General features: G+C 73.7%; 11 protein-coding genes. 4 read left to right on the plus strand and 7 right to left on the minus strand.

Features of this window, described 5'->3' with window-relative positions:
• A partial coding sequence (locus AB0J72_RS57995; RefSeq protein ID WP_363417553.1) for an SDR family NAD(P)-dependent oxidoreductase occupies nucleotides 1–195 on the minus strand: 195 nt, incomplete at its 3' end.
• A 73-nt stretch (nucleotides 196–268) separates the two neighbouring features.
• On the opposite strand from AB0J72_RS57995, the gene AB0J72_RS58000 reads away from it, so the two are divergent.
• Together AB0J72_RS58000 and AB0J72_RS58005 are read left to right on the plus strand one after the other, a co-directional pair.
• Nucleotides 269–694, plus strand: coding sequence for a MarR family transcriptional regulator (locus AB0J72_RS58000; protein WP_363417556.1), 426 nt, complete (start codon nucleotides 269–271; stop codon nucleotides 692–694).
• 65 nt (nucleotides 695–759) lie between these two features.
• Nucleotides 760–1,152 (plus strand): hypothetical protein, encoded by a 393-nt coding sequence (locus tag AB0J72_RS58005; protein WP_363417559.1) that lies wholly within the window; start codon nucleotides 760–762, stop codon nucleotides 1,150–1,152.
• A 17-nt stretch (nucleotides 1,153–1,169) separates the two neighbouring features.
• Here the strand turns inward: AB0J72_RS58005 and AB0J72_RS58010 are convergent, their stop codons facing one another.
• The 5 genes from AB0J72_RS58010 to AB0J72_RS58030 are packed head-to-tail and all read right to left on the minus strand — an operon-like array spanning nucleotide 1,170 to nucleotide 8,893.
• Nucleotides 1,170–3,431 carry a glycoside hydrolase family 95 protein gene (locus AB0J72_RS58010; RefSeq protein ID WP_363417562.1) on the minus strand — a complete coding sequence of 754 codons (2,262 nt, stop codon included), beginning with the start codon at nucleotides 3,429–3,431 and terminating at the stop codon, nucleotides 1,170–1,172.
• Nucleotides 3,428–5,326, minus strand: coding sequence for a beta-galactosidase (locus AB0J72_RS58015; RefSeq protein WP_363417565.1), 1,899 nt, complete (start codon nucleotides 5,324–5,326; stop codon nucleotides 3,428–3,430). Before AB0J72_RS58015 ends, AB0J72_RS58010 begins: the two co-directional genes overlap by 4 nt.
• A gap of 3 nt (nucleotides 5,327–5,329) precedes the next feature.
• Nucleotides 5,330–6,256: a carbohydrate ABC transporter permease gene (locus tag AB0J72_RS58020; RefSeq protein WP_344506777.1), complete on the minus strand. Its 927-nt coding sequence runs from the start codon at nucleotides 6,254–6,256 to the stop codon at nucleotides 5,330–5,332.
• On the minus strand, nucleotides 6,253–7,215 hold the full coding sequence (locus AB0J72_RS58025) for an ABC transporter permease subunit (protein WP_363417567.1): 963 nt from the start codon (nucleotides 7,213–7,215) through the stop codon (nucleotides 6,253–6,255). Before AB0J72_RS58025 ends, AB0J72_RS58020 begins: the two co-directional genes overlap by 4 nt.
• A 13-nt stretch (nucleotides 7,216–7,228) precedes the next feature.
• On the minus strand, nucleotides 7,229–8,893 hold the full coding sequence (locus AB0J72_RS58030; RefSeq protein ID WP_363417570.1) for a hypothetical protein: 1,665 nt from the start codon (nucleotides 8,891–8,893) through the stop codon (nucleotides 7,229–7,231).
• 314 nt (nucleotides 8,894–9,207) lie between these two features.
• Here AB0J72_RS58030 and AB0J72_RS58035 point away from each other — a divergent pair, with 314 nt between their 5' ends.
• Entirely contained in the window at nucleotides 9,208–11,550 is a 2,343-nt protein-coding gene (locus AB0J72_RS58035; protein WP_363417573.1) for a glycoside hydrolase family 3 C-terminal domain-containing protein, read from the plus strand.
• On the opposite strand, the gene AB0J72_RS58040 is transcribed toward AB0J72_RS58035, so the two are convergent.
• Nucleotides 11,541–12,362, minus strand: a complete 822-nt coding sequence (locus AB0J72_RS58040; protein WP_363417576.1) for an NAD-binding protein — start codon at nucleotides 12,360–12,362, stop codon at nucleotides 11,541–11,543. The two genes, AB0J72_RS58035 and AB0J72_RS58040, sit on opposite strands and share 10 nt — an antisense overlap.
• A gap of 90 nt (nucleotides 12,363–12,452) precedes the next feature.
• On the opposite strand from AB0J72_RS58040, the gene AB0J72_RS58045 reads away from it, so the two are divergent.
• Nucleotides 12,453–13,522, plus strand: a 1,070-nt coding sequence (locus tag AB0J72_RS58045; protein ID WP_363417579.1) for a hypothetical protein, incomplete at its 3' end; no start/stop codon positions are given.

The raw sequence follows: 13,522 nt of genomic DNA on the forward strand, positions 1-13,522 counted from the left end.
CACGTGGACCGGCCCGCCCCGGGGGCCGGGCCGGTGGCCGCCCGCGCCGCCGGCGGGGAGCAGCCGGGCCCGGGCGGCCGCGAGGCGGTCCGGGTCGCGGCCGGTGAGGACGAGGTGGGTGCCGGGTCCGGCGAGGGCGGCCGCGGTGGCATAGCCGACGCCGCTGGTGGCGCCGGTGATGAGGATGGTGCGCACGGGGGGTTCGCTCCAAACTAGTGGTAGTAGTACCACTATTAATACCACCCCTGCCGCGGGGTACTGTGCCGGCATGGCCGACGATGACCTTGTCGCACTCGCGTACCGGCTGGTGGAGCGACTGACGGAGCACTACGCGTCCCGCCTGAACGAACTCGGGCTCTCCCGCGCCGAGGCCAAGGCCCTGCTCGCGCTGGAGCCGGGCACCCCGGTCCCGGTCAGCACCGTCGCCGAGCGCATCTGGGCGGACCGCTCCAACACCACCAACCTGGTCAACCGCCTCGTCACCCGCGGCCTGATCGAGCGCCGCAGCGGCCCCGACGCGGGCGTCGGCGACGGCCGCACCCGCGCGATCACGCTGACCGGAAACGGTCAGGCCCTGCGCGAGCGCCTCATGGCCCGGACCGCCGAGGACAACCCGGTCTTCGCCGACCTCACCGCCGCGGAGCGGCACACCCTGCGCGACCTCCTGGCCCGCATCGACGCGCACGCGTCCTGACGGCGCCCGCCGCCGTCCCCCGAGGCGGGCAGCGGCGCGCGGCCGTTTGCTTTAAGGTCGCGGGAATGTCAGCAGGCGCCAAGGCTATGCAGATCCTCTTCATCATCGCGGGCACGATCGCCATCGCGTTCGGCACGCTCGGCTCGATGGCCGAGGGCGACGACAAGAAGAACGCGCAGTGGACGTGTTACCCGCCGGCGCGGCAGGGCGATTCGCAGAACTGCCGCGGTGAGCTGTCCGGCGGCGATCTCACGATCGCGACCAACTTCATCCTGGCCGGCATCGGCCTGATGATCGCGGGCGCGGCGTGCGCCATCGGTGGCCGGCGCGACGCCGCCGCCCCGCCCGTGCCGTTCGCGGTGCCGGGCCAGCCCCCGTTCGCGCCGCGGCCGGTGCCGCCCGGCAGCCCCGTCGTCCCGACCCAGGCCGCGCCGCCGCCCGCCTGGCCGTCGGCCTGAGACCGCACCGCGAGCGGTCAGGCGAGCCGGTACTCCTGGCCGGCGACGGCCGGCCACCGCACCCGGCACCTGTCCGCCGGGGCGCCGGGTGCGCCGGTCACGGGCACCGGGCCGCCGGCCGCGGTCGTGACGGCAGGCCGGGACGGCAGCTCCACCACGAGCGGGCCGCCGCGGCCGGCGACGATCCGGGCCGACGAGAGGCGCCCGCCGGACCAGGCCAGGTCCACGACGTGCCCACCGCGGCAGCGGATGCCGCGGACCCGGCCCGTGTGCCACGACGGGGGCAGCGCCGGCAGGAGGCTGACGGCGCCGGCGTGGCTCTGCACCAGGGTCTCGACGATGCCGGCGGCCGCGCCCAGGTTGCCGTCGATCTGGAAGATCCAGCCGCTGGCGCGGCCCGCGTCCGGGTGCAGGCTCAGCAGCGACGCGGAGCACAGGTCGGTGGCGAACGCGGTCAGCGTCTGCTCGGCGAGGGCGGCGCAGCGCAGCCGGGCGGCGAGGCACAGCACCCAGGCGCGGCTCCAGCCGGTGTGCCCGGTGCCGTGCGCGAGCCGCAGCAGCAGCGCCCGCCGGGCGGCCTCGAAGTGCGCGGGCGTGCCGGTCTCGGTGATCCGGGTGCCCGGGTAGAGGCCGTACAGGTGTGACAGGTGCCGGTGCCCCGGCTCGCGGGGCGGGCGCTGGTCGTACCACTCCAGCAGGCAGCCGTCGGTGCCGACCTGGACGGGGCGCAGCGCGGCCAGGGCCGTGGCCGCCTCGGCGGAGCCGGTGCGGACGGCGTACCGGGTGAGCACCTCCCGCGCGAGCTCCTGGTCCAGCGCGCAGCCCCACGACGTGGCGGCGTGCCCGCCGGCGTGCCGGAAGTGGTGCTCCGGGGACGTCGACGGGCTGAACACCAGGGCGCCGGAAGGGTCGGGCACCAGCATGTCGAGGGTGAACCGGGCGGCGGCCTCGAGGACGGGCAGCACGTCCGCGGCGCCGCCGTAGTCGTGGTGGTCCCAGACGTGGGCGGACAGCCACAGCAGCGCCGACGGCCAGTTCGCCCACTGCGGGTCACCCGGCACGGGCGCGGTGAAGCGCCACAGGTCGGTGTTGTGGTGCGCGGCGGCGCCGCGGGCAGCGTAGTACCCGGCGGCGGTCGCGGTGCCCGCGGCGGCGAGGTCGCGGGTCAGCGTCAGCAGCGGCTCGTGCAGGTCGGCGAGTCCGGTCGGCTCGGCGGCCCAGTAGTTCATCTGCGCGTTGATGTTCGTGGTCCAGTTGCTGCTCCATCCGGGCCGCACGTCGGCGTTCCAGATGCCCTGCAGGTTCAGCGGCTGCGTGCCGGGGCGGGAGCCGGCGATCAGCAGGTACCGGCCGAGGTGGAAGAACCGGTCGACGGACGGGAGCTCCAGGTCGGCCCGGTCGTAGTACCCGCGGTGGTCGGCGACGTGCCGCGCCCGCAGCACGGGCGTCGGCGTGCCGAGCGCGGCGGTCACCGACGCGAGGGCCACGCCGGCGATGGCGGCGAGGTCGGCGCTGGGCCGTTCGAAGGGGCCGCGGAAGCCGGTGGCGGCCGCGACGACGAGCCGGGTCTCGCCGGCGGTGTGCCGGACGGCCGCGGCGACGGCGAAGCCCATCCCGGCGGCGACGGTGCCGTCGGCGTCGCAGGGGTCGGTGGCGTACTCGACGCCCGGCTCGGCCGGGACGTAGTTGGGCAGCACGTGCGCCGGCGCCCGCCCGGTCCACACCAGGCACGGCCCGGCGCCGGCGTCGACGACGGCGGGCGTCACGGGGTGCGGCGTGCGCAGCCGCGGTGGCACGGCCGCGGCGAGGGTGCCGGGCCCGGTCGCGGACACGAGCAGCACGCCGTCGGGCGCCGAGACGAACGCGGTGAGCCGCACAGGGTCGCCGCCGGTGTCGTAGCCGGTGACGGCGAGCGCGTCGGCGAGGTGCAGCTCCCGCCCGTACCCGGTCACGTCGTCGGCGGCGGCGTAGTCCCACTCGATCCGGCCGAGGGGCTGGTAGGACTGGGTCCACGCCGTCCCTTGCAGCCGCCCCGCCAGGGCCTCGGCCGCCGCGTGGTCGCCGGCGGCGATCGCCTCCCGCAGCCGGGGCAGCACATCAGGGTCGGGCCCGGGCGCGGCCGGCAGCGGTCCGCCGGACCAGAACGTGTCGGCGTTGAGGTCGATCCACTCGCAGCCGGGCCGCCCGTGCAGCATCGCGCCCAGGTGGCCGTTGCCGAGGGGGAACCCGTCGTGGAACTCCGCGGCGGGCGCGGGCGCCGACAGCTGGTGCCGGTTCACGGCGCCCGCCGGATCTCGACCTCGCCGGTGTCGTGGTGCAGCAGGAACACCAGGTCACCGCGGCGCACCGCCTCGACGCCCGGCGGCAGGTCCGGCAGCACCGGCGCCACCCCCGCCTCGGCGCAGACCCGGCGCAGCAGCCGGCGCATCGCGTCCGGCGCGGGGATCGTGGCGACGTACCAGGCGGTCCCCGCGCCGAAACGGTTACGCAGCACCGCGGGCCGCCCGTCCAGGGGGCCGCCGGCGACCGCCGCGACCGTCTCCGCGCCGCGTGCCTCGGTCCACTCCGCCCACATCGTCGCGGTGAAGTCGCCGAGCGACGACGACGCCACCGCGAGCGGCGCGTCCAGCGGCCAGTGCTCCTCCACCCGCACCCCGAGCAGGTCCTGCCACGGTCCGGGCCAGCCGCCGGTGTACACCCGCTCGGACGGGTCGGTGACCCCGCTGAACGGCCCCACCACCAGTGTCCCGCCGCCGGCGACGTAGGACGCCAGGTGCGCGGCGGTGCGGGCGCTCACCTGGTACAGGTTCGGCACCAGCACCAGCCGGTAGCCGCCGAGCGCGCCCGTGCCCGGCACGAAGTCGCACGTGACGTTGTCGCTCCACAGTGGAGCGTAGTAGTCGGTGAGCCGGTCGGTGTAGCAGAACTCCGAGTGCGGCAGGTGGTCCAGCTCGACCGCCCGCCACGCGTCCCAGTCCAGCACGATGGCCACGTCCGCCGGTACCGGCGAACCGGCGACCCCGGACAGCCCGGCGAGCTCCCGGCCGAGCGCACAAATCTCCCGGAACACCCGGGAGTCGGGGCCGGCGTGCGGGAGCATCGCGCCGTGGAAGCGCTCGGCGCCCTGCCGGGAGGCGCGCCACTGGAAGTGCAGGACCCCGTCGGCGCCGCGGGCGACGGCCTGCATCGACCACAGCCGGTTGAGGCCCGGGCGTTTCGGGGTGGCGACCGGCCGCCAGCTGGCGGCGCCCGGCGACTGCTCGGCCAGCAGCCACGGCCCGCCGCCGAGGGACCGCACGACGTCCTTCGACATCGCCGCGCGCATCGCGGCGGCGGGGTCGTTCGGGTCCGGGTAGGTGTCCAGGGACACCAGGTCCTCGGCCGCCGCCCACCGCCAGCCGTCGGTGTGCCGGTACAGGTCCATGAAGTTGGTGGTGACCGGGACCGCCGGGTTGTGGGCGCGGACCGCGTCCCGCTCGGCGGTGAAGCACTCCAGCAGCATGTCGTCGCAGAAGCGCTGGTAGTCCAGGTCCTGCAGGGGGTTGATGACGTACTGGACGCGCCGCGGCGGCAGCACCTCCGCCCAGTCGCCGTACCGTTGCGACCACACGGCCGTGCCCCAGCCGTCGTTGAGGCCGTCGAGGTCGCCGTACCGGTCGCGCAGCCAGCCGCGGAACCGGCCGGCGCAGTGCTCGCAGTGGCAGACGGTCCCGTACTCGTTGCCGATGTGCCACAGGCGCAGCGCCGGGTGCCGGGCGTAGCGGGCCGCGACCGCGTCGCTGATCTCCAGGGCGGCGGACCGGTACGCGGGGGCGCACGGGCAGTACTGGTTGCGCGACCCGTACAGGCGGCGGATGCCGTCGGGTCCCTGTGGCAGCGTGTCTGGGTGCCGGTGCCCCAGCCACGGCGGCGGGGAGGCGGTCGGCGTGGCGAGGGCGACGTCGATGCCGCCGCCGTGCAGCAGGTCCAGGACCGTGTCGAGCCAGTCGAACGTGTAGCGGTCCGGGGCGGGTTGCAGCGCCGCCCACGCGAAGACGCCGACGGTGACGAGGTTGACGCCGGCCTCCCGCATGAGCCGCACGTCGTCGGCCCACACGTGCGGCGGCCACTGTTCGGGGTTGTAGTCGCCGCCGTACAGCAGCCGCCCGCGCGTGACGTCGTGCAGTCCCGGCACCGCTCAGCCCTTGATCGCGCCGGTGAGCATGCCCTTGGTGAAGTGCCGCTGCACGAACGGGTACGCCACCACGATCGGGATGAGGGTGAGCGTGACGACCGCCATCTGCAGCGACAGCTGGGCGATCTGCTGATGGCCGGCGTACTGGCCGGTGCCGGTGACCCCGCCGCCGGGCATCGCGCTGCCCTGCAACGTGTAGGTGTAGAGGATCATCTGCAGCGGCCACTTGCCGTTGTCGGGCAGGTAGAGCAGCGCGTTGAAGAACGAGTTCCAGTAGCCGACGGCGTAGAACAGGGCGATGACGGCGGTCACCGCGCGGGACGTCGGCAGCACCACCGACCACAGGATGCGCCACTCCCCCGCGCCGTCCATGCGGGCCGCGTCGATGAGCTCCGGCGCGGTGCTGCTGAAGAAGCCGCGCATCACCAGGATGTTGAACACCGACACCGCGGCCGGCAGGACCATCGTCCAGTACTCGCCGTAGCCGCCCAGGGCGGTGACGACGAGGAACGACGGGATGAGCCCGCCGCTGAAGAACATGGTGACGACGAGGAACAGCAGGATGCCGCGGTGCGCGAGCGACCCGCGCCGCGACAGCCCGTAGGCGCACAGCACGGTCACCACCATCGACAGGGCCGTGCCGACGACGGTGAGGACGAGGCTGACCAGCAGCGAGTGCGTGACGAGCTGGTTGGTGAAGATCTGCCGGTACGCCTCCACTGTCAGCTCCGCCGGCACCGTGACCAGCCCGCCGGCCTCGTTGATCGCCGCCTGGGTGGAGAAGCTGGTGAGCACGATCGAGTACAGCGGCACCAGGATCACCGCCACGACGAGCAGCAGCACGACGCCCTTGCCGGCCTTCCCGGCCGCGGTCGGCGGCTCCTCCCAGACGGGTCCGGCGTGTCGGCGCCGTGGGGTGACAGCGGTCATTTCCGGTACAGTCCGTCCTCGCCGAAGGCGTGTGCGAGCTTGTTGGCGACGAGCACCAGGATCAGTGACAGGACGCCCTTGAACAGGCCGGCGGCGGCGCCGTAGCTGAAGTTGTTGTTGACGACGCCGTAGTAGTAGGCGAACGTGTCGAGCACCTCGGAGGCGTCCCGGCCGACGGCCTGCCGCTGGATCAGCATCTGCTCGAAGCCGACGGTGAGGGCGTTGCCGAGGCGCAGGACGAGCATGAGCATGATGACGCCGCGCATGCCGGGCAGCGTGATGTGCCACAGCCGGCGCCACCGCCCGGCGCCGTCGGCGGCGGCCGCCTCGTACAGGTTCTGGTCGATGGCGGCGAGCGCGGCGAGGAAGACGATGATGCCCCAGCCCGCCTCCTTCCACACGGCCTGCGCGGTGACGAGGTACTTGAACGCGTCGGGGTTGGTCATGATGTCCCAGGTCGCCCAGCCGTGCCGGCGCAGCATCGTGTTGAGCGCGCCGGCGCCGCCGAGCATCTCCTGGAAGACGGTGACGACCAGGACCCAGGAGAAGAAGTGCGGCAGGTACACCACGGACTGCACGAACGAGCGGATCCGGGCGTTGGTGACCTCGTTGAACACCAGGGCGAGCGCGATCGGCACCGGGAAGTACAGGACGAGCTGCACGGCGCTGATGACGAGGGTGTTGCTCAGCGCGTGCCAGAAGATCGAGTCGGTGAGGAGCCGCTCGAAGTTGTCGAACCCGACGAACGGGCTGTACCAGAACCCGGAGTAGATGTCGTAGCTCTGGAACGCGGTGACGAGCCCGAACATCGGCGCGTAGGCGAACACCGCGAGCAGCGCGACCGCGGGCAGCGTCATGAGCAGCAGCGAGCGGTCGCGGCGCAGCCGGATCCGCCACTTCTTCTCCGGCCGCGCGGCGGTGGCCGGCCGCGTCACCGCGGCCGGCCTGGTGAGCGTCACCGGGTCCCTGCGTTCACTTGCCGGTGCCGTACTTCTCGCGGATGCCGTCGTAGAACTTGCGCAGGTCGTCGCCGCCCTGCTTGCGCCAGCTCGCGACCGCGTCGGTCCACGCCGAGATCGGCTTCCGGCCGAGCTTCACGTCCGTGATCGTGTCGATCATCGGCAGGTTGAGCGAGGAGAACTGGGCCGGCTCGCTGACGTTCATGCCGTAGAACAGCGGCTTCACCACGTACTTGACCATGTCGGCCTGCCACGCGGCGGCGTCCTTGGTCACCTGCACCGCGCCGGACTGCACGGTGCTCGCCGACGCCGGGCCGGCGAGGAACTGGTAGGTGGTGGCGATCTCCTTGCTGCCCTTCTCGGTCAGCAGCGGGTTGCCGTCGGTCATCGTGTAGTGGGTCCCGGCGGTGCCGAAGTTGACGGTCAGCCACTCGGCGGAGCCGTATGGCGCGGCGAGGTAGTTGGCGATCGCCAGCAGCTCCTTGATCTGGCCGTCGTTGAGCTTCTTGTTGAAGAAGCTGTACATGCCCGCGCCGTTGCCGAGGTCGACGGTGGGCTTGCCGCCGTTGGCGCTGAACAGCTTGAACGCCTGCCGGTTGTAGCCGGGGGTGGCGGCCGCGCCGGACTTGGCGTCGTCGCCGTTCCAGGCGCCGGTGCCGTCGGCGCAGACGGCGACCTTGCCGCTCCAGAAGCGCTGCTTGCCGTTCTGGCTGTTGTTGGCGACAGCGTCGGGGTGCAGGTAGCCGGCCTTCACCATCTTGGCGTGCCAGTTAAGCGCCTCGACGATGCCTTCCGACTCGTACCGGTGCTGCAGCTTGCCGCCGGCGTCGGACCACGGGTAGCCGGTGGCGGGGAAGCCGAAGAGCTGGCAGATGTAGGCGGCGTCGTTGCCGAACAGGTCGTCGAACGCCCACTGCCCGGCGCTCGCGTTGGTCAGCGCCTTCCCGACGGCCTCGAGGTCGGCGACGCTCTTGACGTCGGCGGAGACGCCGGCCTTGTCGAAGAGGTCCTTGCGGTAGTAGTACATGCCGGCGATGACGGCGTTGGAGGAGTAGATCGGCAGGCCGTAGAGCTTGCCGTTCCACACCCCGGCGACCCACGCGTTGGTGGAGAGCGCGGCGAGGTTGGGGTACTGCTTGATCTTGTCGCCCGCCAGGTAGGGGGTCAGGTCGGCCAGCTTCGTGCGGACCGCCTCGCCGAAGTTGAGCTTCGTCATGGTCCACGTCGGGATGTTGATCCAGTCGGGGAGCTTGTCGGCGGCGAACAGCGGCGGCAGCAGGTCAGCGTAGGTGTTGCCGTCCGCCGGCTGCAGCTTCACGGTCGCGCCGAGCTCCTTGTTGACCGCGTCGTAGTAGGCGTTGCCGCTGGAGGGCGGGATCGCGCCCCACAGCGGGGTCATCGTCACGTACGTGCCGCCCTTGCCGACCTGGCCGGTGACGGTCTTCGGCGGGTTGGCCGGGTAGGCGAGGAACGCCGGGTCGGTGGACGCGCCGTTGGCGCCGGCGACCACGGGGATGTCGGGCTTGACCAGGTCGCTCGCCGCGTGGGCGGGCAGGGCCTTGGCCAGGTCGCCCTCGCCGGTGGTGCCCGAGGCCTTCTCCTTGGGGCTGCCGCAGGCGTCGAGCAGCGGCACGGCCGCGATGACGGCGGCGGAGGTGAGCAGGCTTCGCCGGCTCATCCCCGGGGTCGCTCCGCTTTGCATGGTGGTTCCACCCTCCGGGTGATCGAGGTGCACGATGGGCGATCGGGGCACGGTGCGCACGGACTGCCGTCAAAGTGCTGCTGGGCGCTGTCGAAGCGCTTCGACGGCGGTCGACTGCCAGACCGTAGGGCATCGACCGGCGTCCGACAAGGACATCGACGCCGACCCCCGTCTCACCGCGCGAACCGTGCCACGGAGCGTGAAAGTTTCGTGTCGTTTGACAGCCGCCGCCGCGCGGCCGATCATCGAAGCGCTTCGACAGCGCCCGCCTTCCTGCAGAGTGGGGACCCATGACCCAGCCGGACCTGCTGCGGCAGCTCACCCTGGCGGAGAAGATCGCGATGCTGCACCAGTCGCAGCCGGCCGTGCCGCGGCTCGGGATCGCCGCGTTCCACACCGGCTGCGAGGTGCTGCACGGCGTCGCCTGGCTCGGCCGGGCCACCGTCTTCCCGCAGGCCGTCGGGCTCGGCGCGAGCTGGGACCGGGCCCTGCTGCGCGCGGTCGGCGAGGCCGCCTCGACGGAGGTCCGCGCCTTCCACCACGACCCGCCGGAGCCGCAGCGGCGGGCCTCGCTCAACGTGTGGGCGCCGGTGGTGAACCTGCTGCGCGACCCGCGGTGGGGGCGCAACGAGGAGGGCTACAGCGAGGACCCGTTCGCCACCGCCGAGCTCGCGGTCGCGTTCTGCACGGGGCTGCGCGGCCCGCACCCCGAGGTGTGGCGGACCGCGCCGGTCCTCAAGCACTTCCTCGCCTACAACCTGGAGACCGCCCGGGACGTGGTCGACGTCGCCGTCCCCGAGCGGGTCCTGCACGAGTACGAGCTGCCGGGGTTCCTCGCGCCGCTGCGCGCCGGCGTGGCCGCCGGGGTGATGCCGGCCTACAACCTGGTCAACGGCGTCCCGAACCACGTGCACCCGCTGCTCGAGTCGGTGCTGCGCGCGGCGGCGCCCGACCTGGTGGTGTGCTCCGACGCGCAGGCACCGTCGAACCTCGTGGAGACCGAGCGCTACTTCACGAGCCACGCCGAGTCGCACGCCGCCGCGCTGCGCGCCGGGGTCGACAGCTACACCGACAACGGGCCCGACAGCGCCCCGACGATCGCCCGGTTCACGTCCGCCCTGCAGCAAGGTCTGATCACGGAGGCCGACATCGACGCCGCGGTCGGCCGGATCCTGCGGATGCGGGCCGGCACCGGCGAGTTCGACCCGGCGCACGACCCGTACTCCGGGATCCGCCGCGACGTCATCGCCTGCGACGCGCACGCCCAGCTCGCCGCCCGCGCCGCCCACGCGGGGATCGTGCTGCTGAAGAACTCCCCCGACGCGCTGCCGTGGACGGAGCCCGGCAGGGTCGCGGTCATCGGGCACCTCGGCGACCGGGTGCTCACCGACTGGTACAGCGGCACCCTCCCCTACGCGGTCACCGTCGCGTCGGCCCTCGGCGCCGCGTCCACTGTGGATGGCGCCGACCACATCAGACTGTCCACACCGGACGGACGGCACCTCGGCGCGGACGGCACGCTGGGCGAGGGGACGGTCTTCGCGCACCACGACTGGGGCACCAGCGTGCAGTGCCCGGTCGCCGTGCACACGTTGCAGGACACCGTCTCCGGCCGCTACCTGACCGTCGGCGACGACGACGCGGTCGCCGCCACCTCAGTGACCCCCGACGGGTGGGTGGTGCGGGAGCTGTGGGAGCTGCACCCCGCCGGACCCGGCGAGTTCCTGCTGTGGTCCAACGCGCTCGGCCGGTACGTGAGCGAAGGCCCCGACGGTCGCCTGGTCGCGGGCGCGACGGACGGTGCGCTGCGGTTCGTCCGGGAACTGGTGACGTCCGGCGTGGACGCGGCCGTCGCCGCCGCCCGCGCCGCGGACCGGGTCGTCGTGGTGCTCGGCAACGACCCGCACATCAACGGCCGCGAGACCGTCGACCGCGACTCGATCGCCCTGCCGCCGGAGCAGGAGCGGCTGCTGCGGGCGGTTGCGGCCGCCAACCCGCACACGGTGCTGGCGCTGGTGTCCAGCTACCCGTACGCGATCGACTGGGCGCAGGAGCACCTGCCGGCGATCCTGTGGACCTCGCACGCCGGCCAGGAGCTCGGGACCGCCGTCGCCGGCACCCTCCTCGGTGCGCACAACCCCGGCGGCAGGTTGCCGCAGACGTGGTACCGCGCGGACACCGTCCTGCCGGACCCCGCCGACTACGACATCATCGGGTCCGGCTGGACCTACCAGTACCACCGTGGCGAGCCGCTGTACCCGTTCGGCCACGGCCTGTCGTACACCACCTTCAGCCACACCCTCGACGTCACGCCGGCCGAGGCGGGCCTGACGGCCGAGGCGGGTGTGGCGGGCCTGACCGCCACGGTGACCGTCACCAACACCGGCGACCGCGCCGGCGACGAGGTCGTGCAGCTCTACGTCACCCCGGACTGCTGGCCGGTCCCGGCGCCGGCGCGGAAGCTGGTCGGCTTCGAGCGGGTGCCGCTGCAGCCGGGCGAGTCCCGCGAGGTCCGCTTCGACGTGCCGCTGACGGCGCTCGCGTACTGGTCCGGCGGCTTCGTGACCCCGCCGGGCACGTACACGTTCCGCGCCGGTCCCGACGCCAGCCGCACCGTGACCGTTCAGGAGTAGGCGAAGACGAACCCTTCGGCGCGCAGCTTCGCCGACGACACCGGCACGACCGGGGTCCAGATCTCGTCCCGGTAGGTGAGGTCCGGCCGGCCCTCGGCGGCGCAGATCGCGCCGAACACCGCCTGGTTCGTGGGCGGGACGACCGCGTCGGGCACCGCGTTGTAGACGCCGGCGAGCCCCGCCGACACGACCAGGTCCAGCGCGGCGGCGGCGTCGCGGTAGTCGATGCGGTACAGCAGCGCGTCCGCGGCGAACGGCACGCTGCCGCCGAGCAGCTCGTGCGCCATCCGCACCCGCGACGGGTAGTCGAGGTCGCGGGGGTGCCCGTACACGTCGGGAATCCTCACCACGGCGCCGTTGTCGCCGCCCAGCACGGCGCGCTCCGCGGCGATGAAGTTGCGCGGCGACGCGTCGTCGCTGACGGTCAGCGGACTCTCCTCGTCGACCACCGGCCCTTCACCGGCGCCGTAGACGGACACGGAGCTGGTGAACACGACCCGCGGGTGCACGCGGGCCGCGGTCGCCGCCGAGGCCGTCAGCGTGTCGGCGTACTCCGCGACCCGCTCGCGGGCGTCGAACGCCCGGCTGACCCGCGGGCTGACGGTCAGCACGACCGCGTCCGCATCCCGGGTCGCCCGCCGGACCGCGTCCTCGTCGCTGCCGCGCAGGACGACGACGTCGGCGCAGACGGCGCCGACCTCGGCGACCCGCCGCTGCGACGTGGTGGTCCCGACGACGTGGTGCCCCGCCGCCGACCACCGCCCGGCCAGCTCCATCCCGACGTTGCCGCACCCGATCACGACGTACCGCATCCGCATCCTCCCCTGAAGGGAAACAGCGTATCCAATCGAAGTCGCTCCGGTGCATTGCCCGAACGTCGATGCACCGCCGAGAATGTGATCGTGACTGAGCGGACACGTTCCGACGTCGGCGACCCGGCGGAGACGCTCGTGGCCGAGGGCACGGCGGCGTTCGCGGAGTACTGGCGGACCGACCGGCCGGAGGCCCTCGACGCCGCCACCGGCGCGCTCCGGCGGGCGGTCGCGGTCACCGTGGACGGTCACCCCGAGCTCGCCGCCCGGCTGACCCTGCTGCGGCTCTGCCTGCAGGCCCGGTTCCAGGAGCACGGCGACCCCGCCGACCTGGCCGCCATGGTCGACACCGCCGCGCGGGCCGTCGCCGCCGCGGACCCGGCGGACCCCGAGCTGCCGCGCATGCTGGCGGCGTTGAGCAGGGCGTCGCTCACCGGAGGCGACGTCGACGGCGCGGTGACCGCCGCGCGGCAGGCGGTCGCGGCGGCGCCGCCGGGCCACCGCTACCGGTGGCAGTACCTCGGCGAGCTCGGCGAGGCGCTCTGGCGCCGGTACGGGCGGGACCTCGACCGCGACGACCTCGACGCCGCCGCCGACGCCTTCCGGTCCGCCGCTTCGGCGAGCGACCCGGACGATCCGGGCCGGCTCCGGCTGCTGTCGCTGCTGTCCAACGTGCTGCGGACCCGGTTCGTCCAGGCCGGCGACCGGGCCGGCGACCAGGCCGACATCGACGGCGCGGTGCGGGCCGCCCGGGCCGCGGCCGACGGCACCGAGCCGGCCGGGCCGGTGTACGCGGGCAGGCTCTTCAACCTGGCCCTGGCGCTCGGGACGCGGGCCGACCACTGCGACGACCCGGCCGACCTGGACGACGCGATCGACGCGGCCCGGCGCTCGGTCGAGGCGACCCCCTCCGACGACCCGGACCTGCCGGAGCGGCTCGCCGCCCTGGAGTTCCTGCACTCGCTGCGGCCGGCCGCCGGCCTCGACGCGATCGTCGCGGCGGTGGCGAGCGGCGAGGTGCCGCTGGACGAGGCGTGCGACATCGCCCGGCAGCGCGGCGCGGCCGGCGCGTACTCGATCGAGCTGCTGTCGTCGGAGGCCGACGCCGCCTTCCAGCTCGTCGGCGCCGACCCGGTGGCGGCCTGGCGGCTCGGGCGGGT

The sequence above is a fragment of the Dactylosporangium sp. NPDC049742 genome (assembly GCF_040674675.1).
In the GTDB taxonomy this organism is placed as follows: domain Bacteria; phylum Actinomycetota; class Actinomycetes; order Mycobacteriales; family Micromonosporaceae; genus Dactylosporangium; species Dactylosporangium maewongense.

What these genes read in the sequence shown, in the direction of transcription:
- AB0J72_RS58000 (WP_363417556.1), top strand. Translation starts at nt 269, where the DNA reads ATGGCCGACGATGACCTTGTCGCACTCGCGTACCGGCTGGTGGAGCGA.
- AB0J72_RS58005 (WP_363417559.1), top strand. Translation starts at nt 760, where the DNA reads ATGTCAGCAGGCGCCAAGGCTATGCAGATCCTCTTCATCATCGCGGGC.
- AB0J72_RS58020 (WP_344506777.1), bottom strand. Translation starts at nt 6,256, where the DNA reads ATGACCGCTGTCACCCCACGGCGCCGACACGCCGGACCCGTCTGGGAG.
- AB0J72_RS58030 (WP_363417570.1), bottom strand. Translation starts at nt 8,893, where the DNA reads ATGAGCCGGCGAAGCCTGCTCACCTCCGCCGCCGTCATCGCGGCCGTG.
- AB0J72_RS58035 (WP_363417573.1), top strand. Translation starts at nt 9,208, where the DNA reads ATGACCCAGCCGGACCTGCTGCGGCAGCTCACCCTGGCGGAGAAGATC.
- AB0J72_RS58040 (WP_363417576.1), bottom strand. Translation starts at nt 12,362, where the DNA reads ATGCGGTACGTCGTGATCGGGTGCGGCAACGTCGGGATGGAGCTGGCC.